Here is a 16,765-nt window from a genome sequence, read left to right on the forward strand (position 1 = left end):
TTATCCCGCCTTGTCTGCAAGTTGACTGATGGGAGGGCCGAAGTGGTAGCCGGTCTGCCAGAGTACGATACAGCTGTTGACCACTTTTTCATCGTAATGGATCCCGGCATAGCGGGTCAGTTCGGCAATGGCGTCACTCAGAGGCATGGCCCGGCGAAACGGGCGATGGGAGGTCATGGCGATCAGCGAGTCGGCCACCCGGATAATGCGCGCCTCCAGGATAATTGCGTTGCCCGCCAGCCCCTGCGGATAGCCGCTGCCATCGAGGTTTTCGTGGTGCTGCAGCACTATGGTGGCGATGGGCCAGGGGAAGTCGATCTGTTTGAGAATATCGTGGCCGGCCTGGGGGTGCTGCTTGATCAGTTCGAACTCCACCGGCCGTAATTCACGTGGGCGGGTGATGATCTCGGTGGGGATCTGCAGCAGGCCGATATTGTGCACCATGGCCGCCAGTCCCAGCGCATCCAGCCGCTCTTGCCGCAGTTGCATGGCCTGCCCGATGGCCAGTGCCAAATCGCGCACCCTCAGCTCATGGCCCACACTGTTGCGATCCTTGTGGCTGATGGCGCTGGCGAGGGCACTGATGGTCTGGAACAGCAGGTCACGCTGGTGGCGCTCGCTCTCCTTGAGGCGGGTGATGTCGACCAGGGTGCCGATGATGCCGGCAACCATCCCCTGATGGTCATAGAAGAGATCCTTGAAACAGATGACCTGATAGCGCATGCCATTGCGGTCATGCAACTGCTGTTCGATGCACTGGGGCTGGCGACTTCGCAGCAATTCGGCTTCCCGCATGCTGTAGGCCTCGGCAAGCCCGACTGGCAGCAGCTCCTCGACCCGTCGACCCAGCAGCGCCTCCTTGCCGAGGCCGATCACCTGATTGAAGGCCTGGTTACAGCCCAGGAATCGCCCTTCGATATCTTTGTAGAACACCGGGATCGGGATAGCCTTGAGCAGGGATTCGTTGAAGTGTTTCAGATCCTTCAGTTCGGCCTGCTGACGCAGGGCGAGCAGCTCGCTGTCCTTGCACAGGGAAATGGCGCGGGCCAAGTTGCCGAGCACCGGGCTGAACAGATGGCAGACCGGTACGATCTGCTGATGTGGCTGGGGGGCGAGCAGCAAGATGAGATAACCCCCTTCAACCTTGAGCCGATAGGCAAACTGGTAGGGGCGGCTGCCCGGCAGGGGGAGCGTCTGTTGCAGCAGGCAGTGCTCCTCCTCGCTGACCCACCCAGGCAGGGTCAGGGTGGTGCCGGTGTGCTGACGCAGCTGCTCGTCGCCGATCACCTTGAGCAGCTTGTATCCCTCCTGTTGCTGCTGCAATACCGCGCCAACCGGCGTGGCGCAGTGATGCATAAAACGTTGCAGTACCTTGGTGAGCAGCGCATCCAGCGTGACTTCACGCCCGATGCAGAGCGCCAGATCGCAGACGATGGCCATGGCGTGGTGGTTGTTCATATCACTGCCCCGTTACAGAGAATGGCGCCGTTATGAAATTGGGGGTAATCCCCATGGCGCACGCTGCCAATTTCGCCAAGGGAGAGGGCTCCTGCCAGATCGCCGGCCCCTGAGTGGGTCAGCAGGGTGCGCAGCTCGGTCACCGTCTGCTGGTCGAAGTGCAGCTGGCGTCCTGCGCAGTAGTAGACCTCCAACAAGTGTGCCCGGGTGAGGGTTTGTTGCTGGTTGAGGCGCTTGGCCAGTGAGCAGGCATGTTCGGTGGCACTCTCTGGCGCCTTCAGCAGGGTGAGGATGCTGTGCTCTGCGACCTCGCCGGCGCAGAGCAGGGCGCCGTCATCGTTTGCCTCGACGGGGATCCTGACAATCACATCCCCGTTGGCCCGCAGCAGGCCCAGTGGCATGTGCACCACGAAACGGTAGAGCTCCTCGCGCACCATCGTGTGCTGGAATTGCTGGCGGATCAGCCCCTGATATTTTTGAAAGGCCGGTTGCCAATCGATGTAGGCAATCTTGTTCGCTTCACTGCTGGTGGCCAGCATTGGTTGGGCCGAGAGTTGGTAACCATGTTCCAGAAAGGGAAAGCTATTGCTGGGCAGCAGCGTGCAGGTGACCCCGTAGGCAAGTTGCCGTTGATTGTCGAACAGGCAGGCAAGGGGGGTGAAGCTGCCGCTGCCTGCGTTGGCGCCGGCATAGTTGACGCGATTGGCCAGTTGCAGATAAAGCGCATCCAGAATGGAGGCGATATTGGGAATGAGGTTGTCGAAGGTCAGAAACAGGGTTGGTGGCGGCGAAGGGGTTGGCCAGGTGGCCAGCATGTTCTCCACCTGTTCCGCAATCCGGTGGGCAAGGGATACTGCGCTGGCCTGCGGTGTCAGGGGCAGCAGTGTGGCGTGATAGGGGTTGGCTCTGGGCAGTATCCAGGCCCCTTGCGGCAACAATCCTTGCGCACCGATCAGCTGGGGGAAAATGGCGCCATCCAGGGCGATGTTGAAGTCGCGGCACAACTGCTGCAACAGGGGAACCTGCGCGTAATCCTGTTCGGCCAGCAGTATGGTCAGCTTGCCTCCTTGCAAGGGTGCCAGCGTGGCGGCCAGTTCTGTCGGGTTAAATTGGCAAACGTAGTGTTGCTTCATCAATCTGAACTCCATTCCAGAATGTAACCAATATATCAATAAGGAATTCAAGAGGGTATGAGGATCTCGCCCGGTTCTGGTTGTATGGCAAAAACCATGATGGGTATCACCCTCGCTGACTGATCTGTCATTTGCTGGCTCGCGGAATGCGTGATGCTGTCGGGCCGGAAATAGAAAACCGGCAGCCAAGGCTGCCGGTTTTGCGGGTAATGAGGGGTAGTAACGGTAAAGGTTACTGCAATACCACGTGCTGGAACCCTTGTACCAGGCTGATGACCGGCTGGGGATAGAGCCCCAGCAACACCACCAGCGCTGCAGAGAGCAGCACTACCACACCACCGGAGGAGAGTGCCCAGTCGGCGCTGGCATCGCGCTGCTGCATACCCGGTTCGCGCAGATAGAGGGTCACCATCACCTTGAGGTAGTAGTAGAGACCCAGTGCGCTGCCGAGCACGATGGCACCGGAGAGCCACCAGAGCTGCGCCTCGACGGTGACGCCGATGAGGTAGAACTTGCCGATAAAGCCGAGGGTCATCGGGATGCCCGCGAGTGACAACATCATCACCGTCAGTACGGCAGTCAGATAGGGGCGCTTCCAGAACAGACCACGATAGCTGTGCAGGGAGTCGGCATCCTTGCCGCGATAGGGGCTCGACATCATGCTCACCACCCCAAAGGCACCCAGGCTGGTGAACAGATACATCAGCAGGTAGACCCCGGCTGCTTCCACCGGCATCTGGCCGAATCGGCTCGCCACGATCACCGCCAGCAGGTAACCGAAGTGGGAGATGGAAGAGTAACCCAGCATCCGTTTGACGTTGGTCTGCACCAGGGCCAGCAGGTTGCCGACCAGGATGGAGATGATCGCCATGGCTGCCAGCAACCAGTGGATCATGGGATCGGCAGCAGCCGGTACCGCCAGATAGAAGCGCAGCAGTACGGCAAACACGGCGACCTTGCTGACGGTTGCGAGGAAGGTGGCGACCGGTGCCGGTGCACCTTCATAGACATCCGGCGTCCAGAGGTGGAAGGGGGCCAGCGAGAGCTTGAAGGCAAAACCGACCAGCATCAGACCGAGGCCACCCATCAGCAGCGGATGGTGAGCCGGGCTCTGGGCCATGGTTACCCCGAGGGCATCAAAGCTCAGGCTGCCAGCCTGGGCATAGAGCAGCGCCATACCAAACAGCAGGAAGGCGGTGGCAGCGGCAGAGAGCACCATGTACTTCACCGCGGCTTCCAGCGAGTGGCGCTCGCGATAGGCGTAACCTACCAGACCAAACATCGGCAGGGTCAGCATCTCGATCCCGATAAAGAGGGAGGCGAGGTGGCGGGAGCAGGCCAGCACCAGACCACCGGCAGTTGCAATCAGCAGCAGCAGGAAGAACTCTTCCCGGTTATCCGGGTAGGCTTTCAGCCACGACTGGCCGAAGGTACAGGTTGCCAGCGCACCAATCAGTACCAATCCCATGTAGAAGACGGCATAGCCATCGACTTGCAGCAGCGGGGTGACCCCCTGCTCTCCTTGCGCCATCACAATGGGCAGGGAGAAGAGCGCCAGGTTGAGACCAATGATGGTGACGGTAAAGGCGGTAGTGACACAGCGGCGCCACGCGATGGCCAGCATCAGGGCCGCCATGGCCCCGGTGGTCAGCAGCAGGGGAAGCAGTGCCAGCAGTTGGGAAGCGGAGAAAGTCATTGCAGAGCTCCAGCAGTTGGCAGCAGATACCAGTGCAGCACGTTGATGAGGCTGCTGCTGGCGGTATCAATCACGGGTTGGGGATAGAGGCCCAGCAGAACCAGCAGGCCCGCGATCACCATCATCATGGTCAGCTCGCGGCGATCCAGTCCTTTCAGGATGCTCTCGTCCTTGGCCGGGCCAAAGCAGGCGCGCTGCAGCATGATGAGGGAGTAGACCGAGGCCAGCACCAGGCCGAAGGTAGCGACCGCAGTGATCACCGGGGCGACCTGGAAGCTACCGACCAGGATCAGGAACTCGCCGACAAAGTTGCCGGTGCCCGGCATGCCGAGCAACGCCACCGAGAAGAAGAGCATCACGCCGGGCAGATAGCGCAGGCGTCCCCACAGGCCGCCCATCTGGCGCAGATCCCGGGTGTGCAACCGTTCGTAGAGCTGACCGCAGAGGATAAAGAGGCCGGCAGCGGAGAGACCGTGGGCGATCATCTGCACCACGGCGCCCTGCAGGGCCAGCTCGCTACCCGAATAGATAGCGATCATCACAAAACCCATGTGGGAGATGCTGGTGTAGGCTACCAGCCGTTTGATGTCGGTCTGGGCAAAGGCCACGATGGCGCCGTAGACGATGCCGATCAGGCCCAGCACCATGGCGTAGGGGGCAAATTCGGCAGAGGCTTCGGGGAAGAGCGGCAGGGCAAAGCGCAGCAGACCGTAGGCGGCGGTTTTTAGCAAAATACCTGCCAAATCCACCGAGCCTGCGGTCGGCGCCTGACTGTGGGCATCCGGCAGCCAGCCGTGCAGCGGCACCAGTGGCATCTTGACCGCGAAGGCGATAAAGAATCCCAGCATCAGCAGCCACTGAACGCCCTTGCTCATCGGTGTATTGAGCAGCTCCAGATAGTTGAAGGTGAAGACTCCGGTGGCATGCTGGTGGGTCAGCACCAGCCCGATGATGGCCACCAGCATGATAAGGCCGCTCACCTGGGTGTAGATGAAGAACTTGGTTGCGGCGTTGATCCGTGATTTGCCGTCAGTGACCGAGTGGCCCCATAGCGCAATCAGGAAGTACATGGGGACCAGCATCATCTCCCAGAAGAAGAAGAAGAGGAACAGGTCCAGCGCCATGAAGACGCCGAGCACGCCGCCCAGGATCCAGAGCAGGTTGAGGTGGAAGAAGCCGATGCGCTGCACGATCTCTTTCCACGAACAGAGGATGGCCAGCACCCCGATAAAGCAGGTGAGGATCACCATCAAGAGCGACAGGCCATCCACCGCCAGATGCAAAGAGATGCCGAAGCGGGGGATCCACGGCAGGCGCCACTCGGCGGCCCAGGCGGAGGCAGCACCAGAGACGCCCGCGCTGTCGAGGCCGGTCGTGGCAAGGGAGAAATCACCACTTAGCCAGATGGCACAGGAGAGCAGCAGGCTGGCGCTCATGGAGAGCAGGGCAACCCAACGGACAAACTGCCCGCCGAGACGCTCCATCTGCCAGCAGAGCAAGCCGCCGATAAAAGGAATTAGCAAGATCCAGAGTAAGGTCACGGTATCAGCTCTCGTTCAAGTTCATATGAGATTGCGCTCCCTGTTCCATCAGGGAGAGCAAACAGCCCGGCTGTACGATCTTCGTGTTGTTCATCGCGTTATCCCAGCAGCAACAGCGCCAGCACCAGCACGGCGCCGATCCCCATGGAGGCGGCATACCAGCGCAACTTGCCGGTCACTGTCCAGGCCAGCAGCTGGTTGCCACGCAGGGCAAGCCAGGCGGGCAGGCCCATCATCCAGTCCAGCGGGTCTCTGGCCAGCAGCCGGGTCGCCAGCAGATAGGGTTTGACCCACAGCTGGTCGTAGAGCCAGTCAAAGCCCCAGGCGTTGAACCAGAGGGTGCTGAGCAGCCGGCCTGGCGCGCTGTTGGCAATGGAGGTGGCCAGGCGGCGCTCACCAAGGAACAGAAATGCGGCCAGCGCGATGCCAGCAATGGCAATGATGCCAGAGGCTACCTCCAGCGCATGGCGACCCTCTTCGATATGGTCACCAGGGCCTGCGGGTAGTACACCTGCCAGTGGCGGGGTGATCAGCGCGCCTATGCCGGTGGAGAGCACCAGCAATACCAGCAGCGGCAGATGGTGAGCCAGACCGTGGCCCGCATGGGCTTTGGTCTTCTCTTTGCCATGGAAGGCGATAAAGATCAGCCGGAAGGTGTAGAGCGAGGTGAGGAATGCCCCTACCAGACCTGCCCACAGCAGCGCGCTTTGGCCAGAGGCTTCTACTTGCCACAGGATGGTGTCCTTACTGTAGAAACCGGAAGTGACCAGCGGCAACGCCGCCAGCGCCGAGCCCCCCACCAGGAAACAGGCATAGACCAGTGGCAGACTCTTGCGCAGGCCACCCATCTTGAAGATGTTCTGCTCATGGTGGCAGGCAACGATAACGGCACCGGCGGAGAGGAACAGCAGCGCCTTGAAGAAGGCGTGGGTCATCAGGTGGAAGATGGCCCCTTCCCATGCGCCGACACCTAGTGCCAGAAACATGTAGCCAATCTGGCTCATGGTAGAGTAGGCAAGGATCCGCTTGATATCGGTCTGAACCAGCGCCGCAAAGCCTGCCAGCACTAGCGTGATGGCGCCAACCAGCCCGACCAGATGGAGGATCTCCGGCGCCAGCAGGAACAGGCCGTGGGTACGGGCAATCAGGTAGACACCAGCAGTCACCATGGTGGCAGCGTGGATCAACGCGGAGACAGGGGTCGGGCCTGCCATCGCATCCGCCAGCCAGGTTTGCAGCGGCAGCTGTGCCGATTTGCCGACCGCGCCGCCCAGGAGCATCAGGCAGGCCAGCGACAGGGCAGGGGAGCCCTCGGCAAACAGGGTCGGGGCACGAACCAGCAGCTCGTGGATATTGAGGGTGCCCAGTTCCCGATAGAGGATAAACAGGCCGATGGCGAGGAAGACATCACCCACCCGGGTCACGACAAATGCCTTGAGGGCCGCCTCTCCGTTCTTGCGATCCTTGTAGTAGAAGCCGATCAGCAGATAGCTGCACAGCCCTACCCCTTCCCAGCCGAGGTAGACAAACAGCAGGTCATCGGCCAGCACCAGAAACAGCATGCTGGCGATAAAGAGGTTGGTGTAGGTGAAGAAGCGGGAGTAACCCTCTTCCCCGTGCATATACCAGGAAGCGAACAGGTGGATAAAGAAACCCACCCCGGTCACCACCCCCAGCATGGTCAGCGACAGGCCATCCAGTGCCAGCGAGAAGCTCGGGGTAAAGTTGCCCACGGCCATCCATTGCCACAGGCGCTGGACATAGACGCCCCCCTCGGGCGGGTTGCCCAGAAAGTCGATGCCGACCCACAGGGTAGTGAGGGCCGACAGGCCAATGGAGCCTACCCCGATCAGCGCCGAGGTACGCTCACCAAACCGGCCGAGGGAGAAGGCCAACACCAACCATCCCAGCAGCGGAAATAGAAAAGTCAGATATAAGAGGCTCATCCGCGCATCTCGCTCACAGTGTCCACGTTCAGGGTGTGGTAACGACGATAGAGCAGCAGTAACAGGGCAAGGCCGATACTGGCCTCCGCTGCCGCCAGAGAAATCACCAGGATATACATGATCTGGCCATCGGCCTGGGCCCAGCGGCTACCCGCCACCACAAACGCCAGTGCCGAGGCATTCATCATGATCTCGATACTCATCAGGATGTAGAGCAGGTTGCGGCGGATCAGCAGACCGCACAAGCCGATGCAGAAGAGCACCGCGGCCAGCAGGAGGCCGTGCTCCATAGGGATTCCATTCATTGCTGACCTCCTTCTTGTGCAGAGCGGGAAGCAGAGCGCGGGACGGAGAGCACTTCACCGCTCTTCTCTTCCCGACCCAGGTGATAGGCGGTTACCAGACCCGCCAGCAGCAGGATGGAGGCAAGCTCCACCGCCAGCACATAGGGGCCAAAGAGCTCGACACCCACCTGCTTGGCGGTCACCTCGGCCACCCCGATCAGGCCCCCGGTCACCCCGAGAATGCCGTGGGCCAGAAAGCCCAGCAGGATCAGCGAGAGCAGGGCTGGGCCCCCCCAGGTCATGGGGGTGAGCCACTTTTTCTCCTGTGCCTGGGCACTCCCCAGGTTCAGCATCATCACCACGAACACGAACAGCACCATGATGGCGCCGGCGTAGACGATCACCTGCAGGGCGCCCGCAAAGGCGGCACCCAGGCAGAAGAAGATCATGGCCACGGCGATGAGGGAGATGATGAGATTGAGCAGCGCATGCATGGGATTGCTGGTGCTGATCACCCGCAGCGTGCTGTAAATGGCCACCAGGGCCGAGGCATAAAATGCCAGTTCCATGATTGACTCCTCAGGGCAGCAGGCTCTTGACATCGATGGGCTTGGCTTCGTTTTCGGCATCCCCTTTCGGCTTGCCGTCGATGGCCATCCCGCTCATGCGATAGAAGTTGTAGTCCGGGTATTTGCCGGGCCCGCTGATCAGCAGATCCTCCTTCTCGTACACCAGATCCTGGCGGCGATACTCACCCATCTCGAAATCCGGTGTCAGCTGGATGGCGGTGGTGGGGCAAGCCTCTTCACACAGGCCGCAGAAGATGCAGCGAGAGAAGTTGATGCGAAAGAACTCCGGATACCAGCGGCCATCATCCCGCTCAGATTTTTGCAGCGAGATACAGCCGACCGGACAGGCAACCGCGCAGAGGTTGCAGGCCACGCAGCGCTCGTCTCCGTCAGGGTCGCGGGTCAGCACGATGCGACCGCGGTAGCGGGGGGCCGCATAGACCGCCTGCTCCGGATAGTTGAGGGTTTCACGGGGCCGCCAGGCATGGGAGAAGACCATGGCCAGACTGCGTAACTGGGTGCCGACACCCTGAATAATGCTAACAATTTTCATATTGAGTGCCTCACTGCGTACTTATCAGTACAACTGCCGCGGTGACCAGCATATTGATCAGGGTCAGCGGCAAGCAGACTTTCCAGCCAAACGACATCACCTGGTCAAAGCGCGGGCGAGGCAGGGAGGCCCGCAGTAGGATGAAGAACACCATGAAACAGGCGGTCTTCAGGGCAAACCAGATGAAGGGGGGCAGCCAGGGGCCGTGCCAGCCACCGAAGAAGAGGGTCACGATGAGCGAGGAGATCAGCACGATGCCGATATATTCGCCCACGAAGAAGAGACCCCACTTCATCCCCGCATACTCGATGTGATAGCCGTCGGCGAGCTCCTGCTCGGCTTCCGGCTGATCGAACGGGTGACGGTGGGTGACGGCGACACCGGCAAACAGGAAGGTGACAAAGCCCAGGATCTGGGGCACCACGTTCCACAAGTCTGCCTGTGCCTCGACGATATCCCGCAGGTTGAAACTGCCGGTCTGGATCACAATCCCCATCAGGGAGAGCCCGAGAAACACCTCGTAGGAGAGGGTCTGGGCCGAGGCGCGCAAGCTGCCGAGCAATGAGTATTTGTTGTTGCTCGACCAGCCGGCGAACAGCACCGCATAGACCGCCAGCCCTGCGATGGCCAGGATGTAGAGCAGCCCCACATTGAGGTCCGCCACGCCCCAGGTGGGGGTGATGGGCACCACCGCAAACGCCAGAATAAAGGCAGTGAAGGCGATGATGGGGGCCAGGATAAAGATCCGCCGATCAGCGAACGGCGGGATCCAGTCCTCCTTGAAGAACATCTTGATCATGTCGGCGGCCAGCTGGAGCAGACCAAACGGCCCCACCCGGTTGGGGCCGTAGCGATCCTGCCACAGGGCCAGCAGACGGCGCTCGATGAAGCTCATGAAGGCGCCAGCCCCCACGATCCCCACCAGCACGATCAGTGCCTTGCCCACCTCCAGCAACAGATCGATCAGCGACTCGCTCATGCGATCACCTCCTGCAGGTTAGTGATTGAGGCTTGTTGCAGGGCCGTCGGCAGGCCGTTCACCCCAAGGGGGAGCCCCACCAGACCGGCGCTCAGTTGCTCGCTAAGCCGCAGACGCAGTTGCCAGTGGCTACCGCCCCAGGAGAAGGAGACCTGATTGCCTGAATGCAGGGCCAGACGCTGCGCATCAAGGGGATTGAGCACCAGCTCGGGTTCGTTCATCCGGGCCTGAATGACCGAGCTGCGAGCCGACAGCTCCTCGCCGCCAAACAGCTGGGCATAATTGACCACTTGCAGCGCCTCTGCGGCCTTGAAGGGGGCGGGGATGGTGGTGAACCAGCCGAGCAGCTCCTTGCCTTCTGCCTGCGGGTCTGTTGCTTCCAGCAGACGGCGACCCGGATCGCCAGCACGCAGTTTGCCACCCACTTCATCCTGGAACTTGTTCCAGGCGGAGGGAGAGTTCCAGCCCGGCGCCCAGGCGAACGGTACTTGCGGCAGCGGCTGACGGGCTCCGGCATACCCTTCCATGGAGAAGTTGAAGGGGGAGTCGGGATCTTGCGCTACCCGCGGCTCGCTGACGTTCTGATCCGCCAGCATGGAGGTGCGACCGCTGTAACGATGCGGCTCACGGGCCAGTCGCATGCCACGGATCCGCAAGCCTGCGTTGGGCGCCGCTTCCAGCATGGTGGCCAGCAGCGGATTGCTGGTGGCACAGTCATGGTTGACCTGGTCGAAGTTCTGCCAGCGCAGCGGCTTGCGTTCGATCGCCCCTTGCAGCGCTGCCAGCCAGCGCCACCCTTCACGCACCTGAATATCGGCGTTGTAGAAGGCGGGCGCATAGACCTGGAAGAAGCGCTGGGCGCGCCCTTCCATGTTCACCAGGGTGCCATCGGCCTCGGCAAAACTGGCCGCTGGCAGCACCAGATCTGCCTTGTTGGTGGTCGGGGTCGCCTGATGGTCGATGACCAGCAGGTGCTGCAGCCGTGCCAGCGCAGCATCCACCCGGTTGCGCGGCGCGCGGCGGTAGAGATCGTTCTCCAGGGTGACCAGCGCCAACCCCTCTTCGGCCTCGATACGCGCAAGGGCGGCTTCGAGCGGCTTGTCTGACAAGGTTTGAGCGCCCAGCATGGCCAGCCCCAGCGAGTTGGCCTCCTGGCCAACCAGCGCGATGTTGGCTTCCTGTCCACGGCCTTTCAGGGCGCGGGCAATGTTGCTGGCCGCCTCAAGCAGCGCCACATCGCGGGCAGTGGAGCCTGCAATGATGAGCGGCTTCTTGGCGTTGCCGAGCAGCTCGGCCCAGCGAGTCGCTTGTGCCTGCAGCTCGGGGCAGAGGTCGGCCACGGCCGGTGCACTCGGGTCGAGCAGGTTGGCGATGGCAAAGCCAAGGCGCGCCTGATCGGCATAGGGGGCGTGCAGCTTGTCGGCCGCCACATCGTCCAGACGGGTGGTGTCGAGGCTGGTGATGAGCAGCGGGTAGCGCTCGTTCTGACCCAGCGTCTGAACGGCGGCGACTTGCCACAGATCGACCTTCATCTTGCGGGCCAGCTCGCGAGCCTTGCCCTTGACGGCTTGGCGCAGCGCCAACGCGATACGGGCTGCGCTCATGGTGACATCTTCGCCGAGCAGCAGAATGGCGTCGGCCTCTTCCATGTCCCGCAGGCTCGGAGTCGGCACGCCGCCCTGTTGCAGGATCTGCAGCATCTTCAGCTGACAGGCCCACTCGGCCTGCTCGACGCCTGCGTAGAAGTTGGCTTCACCCACCAGCTCGCGCAGGGCAAAGTTGCTCTCCAGCGAGGCGCGGGGCGAGCCGATGCCGATGAGGCCGCGGGCCGTGCGCAGGGCATCGGCGGCTCGGTTGAGGGCGCCATCGACTGTGATGGTCAGCTGGTCGTTGCCATCTTTGAGCAGCGGTTGGCGCGGGCGGTCGGCCAGATTGACATAGCCATAGCCAAAGCGGCCACGGTCACAGAGGAAGTAGTGGTTGACGCTGCCGTGGAAGCGGTTTTCGATACGGCGCAGCTCGCCATAACGCTCGCCCGGACTGATGTTGCAGCCCACGGAGCATTGCTGGCAGATGCTGGGGGCAAATTGCATGTCCCACTTGCGGTTGTAACGTTCGGAGTGGGTCTTGTCGGTGAAGACGCCGGTGGGGCAGACCTCCACCAGGTTGCCGGAAAATTCACTCTCCAGGGAGCCATCCTCGACCCGCCCGAAATAGACGTTGTCGTGGGCACCATAGACCCCGAGATCCTCGCCACCGGCATAATCCTTGTAGTAACGGACGCAGCGGTAGCAAGCGATGCAGCGGTTCATCTCGTGACCGATGAAGGGGCCCAGCTCCTGATTCTGGTGGGTGCGTTTGGTGAAACGGTAGCGACGGCTGTTGTGGCCGGTCATCACCGTCATATCCTGCAGGTGGCAGGCGCCGCCCTCTTCACACACCGGGCAGTCGTGGGGGTGGTTGGTCATCAGCCACTCCACCACGCTCTTGCGAAATTCTTTAGCCTCTTCATCCTCGATGGCGATGTAGCTGCCATCGGTGGCCGGGGTCATGCAGGACATGACCAGACGGCCGCGTTTGTCATCGGCATTCTGATACTGTTTGACCGCACACTGGCGGCAGGCGCCAACGCTACCCAGCGCCGGATGCCAGCAGAAATAGGGGACGTCCAGACCCAGCGACAGACAGGCTTGCAGCAGGTTATCTGCTCCGTCTACCTCGTACTCTTTGCCGTCTACATAAATGGTTGCCATACAACTTCCCTGAAACCTGTTTTGTGAAATCTGTGGTGTCGTTACCAGCGCTCGCCCAGCAGATTGGGCTGGATCCCTTTGACCGGCTTGCGGTTATCACCGCTGCCTTTGATCCCGGCCTCGAATTCGGAGCGGAAATATTTGATGGCGCTGGCCAGCGGCTCGACGGCGCCCGGTGCGTGGGCGCAGAAGGTCTTGCCCGGGCCAAGGAAACCGCAGAGTTGTTCCAGAGTCGCCAGATCGCCGGATTGCCCTTCGCCACGTTCCAGTGCCCGCAGCAGCTTGACGCTCCAGGGCAGGCCATCGCGACAGGGCGTGCACCAGCCACACGACTCGCGGGCGAAGAACTCCTCCATGTTGCGCAGCAGACTCACCATGCTGATGGAGTCATCCACCGCCATGGCGAGGCCAGTCCCCATCCGGGTGCCGACCTTGCCGATACCGGCGGTATACATCTGGGCATCGAGGTGCTCCGGCAGCAGGAAGCCGGTTCCCGCGCCGCCCGGTTGCCACGCTTTCAGGCGATAGCCGCTCTTCATCCCGCCGGCGTAATTTTCAAACAGCTCGCGGGCGGTGATGCCAAAGGGCAGCTCCCAGACCCCGGGGTTGTTCACCTTGCCGGAGAAGCCCATCAGCTTGGTGCCGTGATCTTCCGAGCCCGGCAGCGCCAGAGCGTGATACCAGGCGACTCCGTTGCCGATAATGGCGGGGACGTTGCAGAGGGTTTCGACGTTGTTGACGCAGGTGGGTTTGCCCCAGACGCCGGAGACGGCGGGGAAGGGGGGTTTGGCGCGCGGATTGGCGCGGCGCCCTTCCAGCGAATTGATCAACGCCGTCTCTTCACCACAGATGTAGCGGCCGGCGCCGGTGTGGACGAACAGCTCGAAGTCAAAACCGGATCCCAGAATGTTCTTGCCCAGTAGACCGGCGGCCTTGGCCTCTTCCACCGCACGGCGCAGATGGATGGCAGCATCAACGTATTCGCCGCGCAGGAAGATATAGCCGCGATAGGCCTTGAGCGCCCGGGCACTGATGATCATCCCCTCGATCAGCAGATGGGGCAGTTGCTCCATCAGCAGGCGATCTTTCCAGGTGTTGGGTTCCATCTCGTCGGCGTTGCAGAGCAGGTAGCGGATGTTCATGCTCTCATCTTTGGGCATCAGCCCCCACTTCACGCCAGTGGGGAAGCCCGCGCCGCCACGCCCCTTGAGACCGGCATCCTTGACGGTACTGACAATCTCGTCCGGGCTCATCTGGCCGAGCGCCTTGCGGGCGGCTTCATAGCCCTGTTTGGCCTGATACTCCTCCAGCCACACCGGCTGGCCGTCGTCCCGCAGCCGCCAGGTGAGCGGGTGGGTCTCGGCGGTGCGGGCCGTGCGGTTGGCGGTGCCAAGAGAGGCGAGGATCTTGTTCTGCGGCAGGCTCATGGGTAAGCCTCCAGCGTTTTCAGCAAGGTCACCGGATCGAGGCCGCCATAGGTGTCGTCATCGATCATGATGGCTGGCCCCTTGTCGCAGTTGCCAAGACAGCAGACCGGCAGCAGGGTGAAGCGGCCATCCGGGGTGGTTTGACCGGGGCCGAGGTTCATCACCTCCTTGAGACCGGCCAGCAGATCTTCATGGCCATTGATGTAGCAGACCATGCTGTCGCAGACGCGGATGATGTGGCGCCCTACTGGCTGGCGGAAGATCTGGCTATAGAAGGTGGCGACCCCCTCCACGTCGCTGGCGGGAATGCCGAGCTCGGCCGCGATGGCATGAATGGCGCCGTCGGGTACCCAGCCTCTGGCCTGCTGCACGATCTTGAGCGCTTCGATGCTGGCGGCGCGGGGATCTTCGTAGTGGTGTTTCTCGTGTTCGATGGCATCGCATTCAGCCTGGCTCAGAACGAAGTCGTCCTGTTTGCTGCTGCATGCCCCTTGCCCCTGTGGGGTCTGATTATTGTGACACTGACATTGCTGGCTCATGACTTGACCTTTGGTGGCTTGTCCTTTTACTGCTCGTCCGGCGATCCCAATTCCCGGCCATGGCCGGGAGGCGGGATCACTTAACGGTCCACATCCGACATAACAAAATCGATACTGCCCAGATAGACGATGAGGTCCGACACCATGCTGCCCTTGATCACCGAGGGGATCTGCTGCAGGTGAGCAAAGCTCGGGGTGCGGATCCGGGTCCGGTAGCTCATGGTGGAGCCATCGCTGGTCAGGTAGTAACTGTTGACCCCCTTGGTCGCCTCAATCATCTGGAACGACTCGGCAGCGGGCATCACCGGGCCCCACGACACTTGCAGGAAGTGGTTGATCAGGGTCTCGATGTGCTGCAGGGTGCGCTCTTTAGGCGGCGGTGTGGTGAGGGGATGATCCGCCTTGAACGGCCCCTCCGGCATGTTCTTCATGCACTGTTCGATGATCGACATGCTCTGGCGGATCTCTTCGATCCGCACGGTGGCTCTGTCGTAGGCATCGCCATTGCTGCCGACCGGCACTTCAAAGTCGAACTGATCGTAACCGGAGTAGGGGCGCCACTTGCGCACGTCGAAGTTGAGGCCGGTGGCGCGCAATCCGGCCCCCGTGGTGCCCCAGGACAACGCCTGCTCGGTGGTGTAGGCAGAGACGCCTATGGTTCGACCGCGCAGAATGCTGTTGCGCATCGCCGCTTTTTCGTAATCCATCAGCCGCTTGGGCAGCCAGCTCAGCAGGTTGTCCTGCACCAGCCGTTGCCATCCCTTCGGCAGGTCGTGGGCCACACCGCCGATACGGAACCAGGCCGGATGCATGCGGGCACCGGTGATCGCTTCGATGATGGTGTAGATCTTCTGCCGGTCGGTGAAGGTGAAGAAGACCGGGGTCATGGCCCCCACGTCCTGGATATAGGTCCCGAGGAACAAGAGGTGGCTCTGGATGCGGAACAGCTCCGCCATCATCACCCGGATCATGTCGACCCGCTGCGGCACCTTGATGCCGGCCAGCTTCTCGACCGCCAGCACATAGGGGAGGTTATTCATCACCCCGCCCAGATACTCGACCCGGTCGGTATAGGGGATGTAGCTGTGCCAGGACTGGCGCTCGCCCATCTTCTCGGCACCGCGATGGTGGTAGCCGATGTCGGGCACGCAGTTGCGGATCTCCTCGCCATCGAGCTGCAACACCAACCGGAAGGCGCCGTGGGCAGAGGGGTGGTTGGGGCCGAGGTTGAGGAACATGTAGTCCTCGTTCTCGTTGCCGCGGGCCAGTCCCCACTCTTCCGGTTTGAACAGCAGGTTCTCCTGCTCCATGTCCTGTTTGGCGGCATCGAGCATGAAGGGATCGAATTCGGTAGCGCGCGCCGGGTAATCCTTGCGCAGCGGGTGACCCTGCCAGCTCTTGGGCATCATGATGCGGGTCAGATGGGGGTGGCCATCGAAGGTGATGCCCATCAGATCCCATACTTCCCGCTCGTACCAGTTGGCATTGGGGAAGTGGTTGGTGATGGTGGGCAGATGCAGGTCACTTTCGGCCAACGCCACTTTCAACATCACATCGGCGTTACGGTCGATGGAGATGAGGTGATAGAAGACGGTGAAATCGCTCTGGGGCAGACCGTCGCGATGGCTGCGCAGCCGCTCATCGGTGGCGCTGAGATCGAAGAGCATCACGAACGGGGAGGGCACCTTGCGCAAAAAGCCCATCACATCCTGCAGCAGTTCGCGGGGAAGCCAGACCACCGGCACGCCGGTGCGTGTGGTTTGCACGGTGAAGTGCTCGGCCCCGAAGTGGGCAAACAGTTCGCCAATGACTTTGGCATCCTTGTGGTCGCTGGGCTGCCACTGGGCCATGGCGTAATTGCTGGGAAAATCACGAGTCAGTTTCATG

At 61.5% G+C, this 16,765-nt stretch carries 13 protein-coding genes; all 13 read right to left on the reverse strand.

Going from position 1 to position 16,765, the window contains the following annotated elements; translation table 11 throughout:
• Positions 1 to 1,458, reverse strand: coding sequence for an HD-GYP domain-containing protein (locus AB5Y67_RS02465; protein WP_279487506.1), 1,458 nt, complete (start codon positions 1,456 to 1,458; stop codon positions 1 to 3).
• Positions 1,455 to 2,591 carry an FIST signal transduction protein gene (locus AB5Y67_RS02470; RefSeq protein ID WP_199427394.1) on the reverse strand — a complete coding sequence of 379 codons (1,137 nt, stop codon included), beginning with the start codon at positions 2,589 to 2,591 and terminating at the stop codon, positions 1,455 to 1,457. The genes AB5Y67_RS02465 and AB5Y67_RS02470 overlap by 4 nt, the downstream gene beginning before the upstream one ends.
• Positions 2,592 to 2,823: 232 nt before the next feature.
• Complete coding sequence (gene nuoN, locus AB5Y67_RS02475; RefSeq protein ID WP_199427395.1) at positions 2,824 to 4,287, reverse strand: NADH-quinone oxidoreductase subunit NuoN; 1,464 nt, start codon at positions 4,285 to 4,287, stop codon at positions 2,824 to 2,826.
• Positions 4,284 to 5,828: an NADH-quinone oxidoreductase subunit M gene (nuoM, locus tag AB5Y67_RS02480; protein ID WP_199427396.1), complete on the reverse strand. Its 1,545-nt coding sequence runs from the start codon at positions 5,826 to 5,828 to the stop codon at positions 4,284 to 4,286. Before nuoM ends, nuoN begins: the two co-directional genes overlap by 4 nt.
• A 98-nt stretch (positions 5,829 to 5,926) precedes the next feature.
• Complete coding sequence (gene nuoL, locus AB5Y67_RS02485) at positions 5,927 to 7,774, reverse strand: NADH-quinone oxidoreductase subunit L (RefSeq protein ID WP_199427397.1); 1,848 nt, start codon at positions 7,772 to 7,774, stop codon at positions 5,927 to 5,929.
• Positions 7,771 to 8,079: an NADH-quinone oxidoreductase subunit NuoK gene (nuoK, locus tag AB5Y67_RS02490; RefSeq protein ID WP_005337247.1), complete on the reverse strand. Its 309-nt coding sequence runs from the start codon at positions 8,077 to 8,079 to the stop codon at positions 7,771 to 7,773. Before nuoK ends, nuoL begins: the two co-directional genes overlap by 4 nt.
• Positions 8,076 to 8,627: an NADH-quinone oxidoreductase subunit J gene (nuoJ, locus tag AB5Y67_RS02495; RefSeq protein ID WP_199427398.1), complete on the reverse strand. Its 552-nt coding sequence runs from the start codon at positions 8,625 to 8,627 to the stop codon at positions 8,076 to 8,078. Before nuoJ ends, nuoK begins: the two co-directional genes overlap by 4 nt.
• A gap of 10 nt (positions 8,628 to 8,637) precedes the next feature.
• Positions 8,638 to 9,180: an NADH-quinone oxidoreductase subunit NuoI gene (gene nuoI / locus AB5Y67_RS02500; RefSeq protein ID WP_005351100.1), complete on the reverse strand. Its 543-nt coding sequence runs from the start codon at positions 9,178 to 9,180 to the stop codon at positions 8,638 to 8,640.
• A 10-nt stretch (positions 9,181 to 9,190) separates the two neighbouring features.
• Positions 9,191 to 10,159 carry an NADH-quinone oxidoreductase subunit NuoH gene (gene nuoH / locus AB5Y67_RS02505; protein ID WP_005337244.1) on the reverse strand — a complete coding sequence of 323 codons (969 nt, stop codon included), beginning with the start codon at positions 10,157 to 10,159 and terminating at the stop codon, positions 9,191 to 9,193.
• The gene (gene nuoG / locus AB5Y67_RS02510; protein ID WP_199427400.1) at positions 10,156 to 12,912 is read right to left on the reverse strand and encodes an NADH-quinone oxidoreductase subunit NuoG; all 2,757 of its coding nucleotides are present in this window, start codon (positions 12,910 to 12,912) and stop codon (positions 10,156 to 10,158) included. The genes nuoH and nuoG overlap by 4 nt, the downstream gene beginning before the upstream one ends.
• A 41-nt stretch (positions 12,913 to 12,953) precedes the next feature.
• The gene (nuoF, locus tag AB5Y67_RS02515) at positions 12,954 to 14,339 is read right to left on the reverse strand and encodes an NADH-quinone oxidoreductase subunit NuoF (protein WP_042056105.1); all 1,386 of its coding nucleotides are present in this window, start codon (positions 14,337 to 14,339) and stop codon (positions 12,954 to 12,956) included.
• Complete coding sequence (nuoE, locus tag AB5Y67_RS02520; protein ID WP_234915137.1) at positions 14,336 to 14,878, reverse strand: NADH-quinone oxidoreductase subunit NuoE; 543 nt, start codon at positions 14,876 to 14,878, stop codon at positions 14,336 to 14,338. The genes nuoF and nuoE overlap by 4 nt, the downstream gene beginning before the upstream one ends.
• 80 nt (positions 14,879 to 14,958) lie before the next feature.
• Positions 14,959 to 16,764 (reverse strand): NADH-quinone oxidoreductase subunit C/D, encoded by a 1,806-nt coding sequence (nuoC, locus tag AB5Y67_RS02525; RefSeq protein WP_040067274.1) that lies wholly within the window; start codon positions 16,762 to 16,764, stop codon positions 14,959 to 14,961.
• Position 16,765 lies beyond the last annotated feature (1 nt).

Origin of the sequence: Aeromonas sp. s12, from assembly GCF_040907925.1 — a bacterium.
GTDB lineage: Bacteria > Pseudomonadota > Gammaproteobacteria > Enterobacterales > Aeromonadaceae > Aeromonas > Aeromonas veronii.